The 4,999-nt window shown below is 61.8% G+C and carries 2 protein-coding genes and 1 pseudogene; 2 read left to right on the top strand and 1 reads right to left on the bottom strand.

Annotation, left to right across the window (positions count from 1 at the left end; all coding sequences use genetic code 11):
* Nucleotides 1-157: 157 nt before the first annotated feature.
* Nucleotides 158-450: pseudogene (locus O5O54_RS22020) on the bottom strand (transposase); the annotation flags it as partial.
* 305 nt (nucleotides 451-755) lie between these two features.
* Here O5O54_RS22020 and O5O54_RS22015 point away from each other — a divergent pair.
* Nucleotides 756-2,324 carry a hypothetical protein gene (locus tag O5O54_RS22015; RefSeq protein WP_279483991.1) on the top strand — a complete coding sequence of 523 codons (1,569 nt, stop codon included), beginning with the start codon at nucleotides 756-758 and terminating at the stop codon, nucleotides 2,322-2,324.
* Nucleotides 2,321-4,774 carry a hypothetical protein gene (locus O5O54_RS22010; RefSeq protein ID WP_279483990.1) on the top strand — a complete coding sequence of 818 codons (2,454 nt, stop codon included), beginning with the start codon at nucleotides 2,321-2,323 and terminating at the stop codon, nucleotides 4,772-4,774. The genes O5O54_RS22015 and O5O54_RS22010 overlap by 4 nt, the downstream gene beginning before the upstream one ends.
* Nucleotides 4,775-4,999 lie beyond the last annotated feature (225 nt).

Genomic DNA, 4,999 nt, shown 5'->3' with positions numbered 1-4,999 from the left:
AGTCCATCGAGACCGACCGCGGAGAGAACCATGAACCCGGCGTGTGCGCAGACCTCAGTCAGCCAGCTTGACGAATGCGATTAGAGAACTTTTCAGGGGGCAGACCAAGCCCACCATGCATTAGATTTGATCCGGGCCACCTGATGGGGGCAGACCAGCGGCGACGCGAAGGGCTCAAAAGTTTCCCCGGGACGCCTCCGACAGGATCAGCTTGTCGAGCGTCAGATCGGCGACCGCCTTGCGCAACCGCTCGTTCTCCTTCTGAAGCTCCTTCATCTGTCGGAGCTGGTCGCGGCTCATCCCGCCATACTCCTTGCGCCAGCGGTAGAAGGTCAGCTCCGAAACGCCGATCTGACGAACGGCGTCCGCCATCGTCACCCCTTGTCCGCGCAGGACTTCAACCTGCCGGAGCTTCGTGACGATCTCGTCGGGCTTGGGTCGTCTTGCCATGTCCGTCCTCCTTCAGGCTCTCAAAGCCATACTTCAGGGCGGACCATTTCAATGGGGGTGAATCATTCATGGCAAAAACCATACTTCAGGATGGACCCGTTCAGTGGGGGAGGATCAGGGTGCCCTCGTTCTTTCGGCCTCGCTAGCTCCACCTTCGGCGAAGCTGGGCTTGAGGCATGTTGCTGCCCGCCGTTAGGTGCCCTGGCTAGGCACGGCGCGTTGGCAGGGCCCGATCGTCGATCATCAGACACGTATCGCGAAGGGCTTCCAATCTCTAGAATGGCACAGCGGAGGGGGGCTACACTATGAACATGATCGCCGTACCTGAGTGGACCGAGTACCGGAGAAAAAGCGGTCTCGACCCGCTCGGCATGCAGAACACCAGCGTTAGCCTCTACCAGACGCTCCTTCCCGGCATTAGTAACGTGACTTTGCGGATACGGTACTACGGCTTCTACGCTTGGCTGTTTTCGGCCTACGCGCGCAGGGTCGGCGACACGAACCCCAAAACCTGGCAGCGCTTTCTGAGGCGGGCAGAAGCGCTCTATGCGCTTACCGCGCAGCGCCGCGGTAGGGAGACGGGCGTTGCCGGCATTCTCTGGGCCTCGGCGAAGCTGGCTGCCTCCGGCGACGAGGTGGCCTTTGCCGACGATGCCGAGCCCGGCAGTCCAACCCACTACCTGAAGCAGCCCTGGGGCGCGTACGGCGCTGCCTATGGCAGTCAGCTTTTTGAAACCGGCATCCTGGCCCAGGCGCGCGACCACGTTATTCCGGTGCCGAGCTCGCAGCTCGGCGAGGCTTTGGCGCGGTGCTTCGAGAGCGAACGCGGCGAGATCACGGAACGCTACATCGCCGCCATCGAACGCGGAGTCGTCTCGTTGGACGATCTGGACGCGTTTTCATCCTTGAGCCCCTCCGAAATTCCGCCGGACAGTAAGGAGAGGCAGCTTTATCAGGAGCTGCTGCTGGGCAATGAGTCCGAAGCCCGGCCTGCGGATATGAGCCGGCGGCAATCTCTCCTGCTGGTCCTGATCCTGGCGCAGCAACTGGGACGCTTGCCCGAGATCTCCGACGTGCGCTGGGCGCTCTATGCGGGCTGCCTACCAGATGGAACTTCATTGGAACTGGCGCCGGATATGGACGCGCAGCGCCGGCGCTGGTGGGCTTACCAGGCCAATGATCTCTCGCACATCTGCTTCGAGACCCTGCTCAAATTTGTGCTCGACCTGCTGGCGGGCTATCCACACGGACTGCCACTTGGGAACCTCATCGGACAGGCTGTTTCCAAAATCAGGGACGCGGCGGAAGAGGCGTATCCGGCGAACTGGGCCGGGCTGCTGAAGCAGAATCCGCCGGCTGCCAACGCATCGGCCCAGGATGACGAAGACGGCGAGCTCAAACTCGCCATAACGCTAATGAAGGCGGCCCGTCAGGAAGCCGCCTGCAACGCCGAATGCGCGTGGGCCGCCCTGCGGCTTCTCGCCGTACTCCACAATGGTACCCGGAAGGATGAGAAGCAGATCGCGGAAAGCTTCGGCGGGTATGACGCGGCAATATTCCGCTCCATCCTGACCGAAACCCGGTTCCTTGATGAGCAGCTCACCGAGCCGTTCGACCGGACGGTCGGCCGGCTGCTCGAAGAGCGTGTAATCCGGCGCCACCTCTGGATCGCCCTTCGGAAGCTGCGCTATCAGGGTGACTATACCTTCCTGCTGGAGGCGGATAATGGGCGGGTTCGCCTGCGTGATCTGGGCGGCCCGGTCTTCACCAATCCCCGTCTTGGGCCATCGATCACGTTCTTGCGCGATATAGGTCTCCTGGACGCGGATGGCATCACAGAAGCCGGCACCGCCCGTATCAGGGGTGCGGCATGAAACTGTATGAGCGCTTCGGCGATAGCGGGTTTCACAGCTGCATAACCACGTCATTCGGCATCGATTTCGATGCTTTTGAGAACATCGCGCTGCCCAGGCTGCGTGGCGCGGGCTGCTCGAACAGCATGCTGCTGGTCGACGGGCGCATGCTCACCTACGCGCTCGACGGGGCGTCGCAGCTCCCGGAATATGCGGGTCGGCACTACACAGTTACGGGCATTCAGCCGAAGACGGTGTTTCACCCGAAAATCGTGCTTCAGCTCGGCCGCCGCAGCGGGAGGGTGATCATCTCTTCGGCCAACATGACCGCCTCTGGTCTTGCCGGGAATTTGGAGCTCGCCGGATGGATCTCCTGCATGCAGGGAGCCGGAGGCGAAGCCCGGCTGATCGCGGCCACTTGGCAGTACCTGAGCGGCCTGCTGGCGGAAGATGGACAGGCACTCTTCCACCAACTCGAATGGCTGCGCGCCCGTACGCCTTGGCTCCTTGATACGGAGCCCGCGACCGAGATCGTTGATCTGGCGGATGGCTCGGCCGCCGCGCTGCTCACCGACATCGGGAACAGTGCGGCCGCGGGAATTGGGACGCGCTTTACCAATCTCATTGACGGAGAGCGCGTCGAGCGCCTCGTGGTGCTGAGCCCCTACTGGGACGAAGACCTTGCCGCACTCGGCGCTCTGGTCACCCGGCTCGCGCCGAAGAGACTCGCTATCCTCATCGACCGGAACACGGAGCTGTTCCCTGCCGAAGCCGCGAAAGCACTATCGGGCGCAGAAATCTTCGACGCCAATGCCTTCGGCAAAAGCCGCTTCATCCACGCAAAAGCGATCATCGCCGAGACGAGCCACGCCGACCACGTCCTCTATGGCAGCGCCAATTGTACGGCTGCCGCGCTTGGCACCAGCAACTATGCCGGCGCGAACCACGAGGCATGCCTCTACCGCCGCCTGCCGTCCGGCTCCACACTCGCAAGCCTCGGCCTTGCAAAGATCATCGAGGAAGGCACGGCGGTGCGACCCGATGAGCTACCCGCCTACCGCAGAGAGCAGGAGCTGCCGCTGACAGAAGCGGCGCTGCGCGCTTCGGGACAGTTTGAGTGCGCCTTCGACACTTTGTACTGGCGCCCGCCCGCCGCTGCGCCAGGGCAGGCCACGATCGAGCTTCTCGATGCTGCTGAAAATCTCCTGCCCATCCAGCTCATGCCGCTGACGGGCAGCAACAGTGGTCACCGCCAGTTCCGAATGAGCGGCGCGAAAGCCCGGCCAGCCTTTGGACGGCTTCGCCTTGCCGACGGCACCACATCTGCGCTCGCCGTGGTGAGCCTCGTCGATTCCCTGCGCGAGATCATACGAGACGCGCGCGGCAAGAAAGCTGAGTCCGCAGCAATGGCGCTCTCCGAAGAGACGGAGGAAGGCCTATGGCTGTGGGAGGTGCTGAACGAGCTTGAGGCGGCAGAGCTCGCCCAACAGGAAGAGCCGGGTGCCAAGCGTCCTCGCAAGAGCAACGATAAAGTTGAGGAGGCCGAGGAGCATCGCAAACTCGGCTATGAAGCCTTCACCGCCGGACGGCAGTTGCGCTCTGACGAACAGGGGGCTGAGCGGAACTCTCTGGCTGGAAGCGATCTTTCGCTCGTTCGGAACTTCCTTAACCGGGTCCTGGCGTTCGGGGATGACGAGCGGGAGACCCCTCTGCCTGACGAGGACGCCATCGCCCGTGGCCTTGACCTCCAGGACGAGACCGGAGATGGTGCTGCCGCGCTCGAACAGGGCGAAGCTTTCGCGCTCGTCCCTGATGCCGTGGATGAGGCCGCAGCCGTCGAAGAGCAGCGTCGCAAGGCCACGCGCGCGAAGGCAACTCGCGAGCAGATCGTCCAAGCCGTTGCAGCACTGAACGGCCGGATCAAGACGAAGGTCAAGATCGGCGCGCTCGGCTCGATCGACGTCCTTCGGCTGAGAGCGATGTTGATGATCCTCGCCGCAGCCGGACAGCCAGCGAAGGCCAAAGGCTCTTCAGGCAGTCTGCAGGTGCTGCCGCTCAGCAACAATGCGGACAGCTGGCCAAGGCTCATTGGACGACTGCTGTTCGGCTTCTTTGGTGGTAATCGACCGCCTGTTTGGCATCTTCAAATCGAAGCCGTTCACGACAAGCTACCCGATGACGTCTTTGAATGTTGGGCAACTTCGCTGTGGGCGGTACAGGCATGCATCTGCGCGGCGCGCCAGGAAAAATCCATGCAGCCTCACACGCTTTCCGTGCTCACGAAACTCGCCGAGCACGTCTATACCCGTACAGCTCTGACGGCTCAGGAACTCGGTGGTGACACTATTGCGACCATCTTCACCAAACTCAGCGAGCGCTTCTGCGTCAGGCTCGGCATCCCCTCTGCCGACGTTGAACAAAGGCATGCTCATGCCATTAAGTCGCTGCGGTCGACGCCCCCGCCCGCGTAGCAGTTATTCCTACTGAGCTGGTAGTCCATCTTTGCAATGAATGCTAATGCGTACAGTACCCAGGAACTTGCATGAAAGCGTTTGAATTTGATCATCATCTAGTCAGTTCTTACGAGCGATTTTCGCGCTCTTTCAGCAGCATTCGCTCCGAGGATCTTCGGGCGGCGATTGATGCACAGTATGATGCAGGTCGGTTCTGGCCCAACGCTCTCCTCTCCTTAAACC

Source organism: Aureimonas sp. SK2, assembly GCF_029813115.1.
Lineage (GTDB): Bacteria > Pseudomonadota > Alphaproteobacteria > Rhizobiales > Rhizobiaceae > Aureimonas.
Note: the sequence above shows the minus strand (reverse complement) of the source record. Positions and strands in the feature narration are given on the sequence as shown.

Excerpts from the sequence above, each read along its gene's own strand:
- O5O54_RS22015 (WP_279483991.1), top strand. The coding sequence starts at position 756 with ATGAACATGATCGCCGTACCTGAGTGGACCGAGTACCGGAGAAAAAGC.
- O5O54_RS22010 (WP_279483990.1), top strand. The coding sequence starts at position 2,321 with ATGAAACTGTATGAGCGCTTCGGCGATAGCGGGTTTCACAGCTGCATA.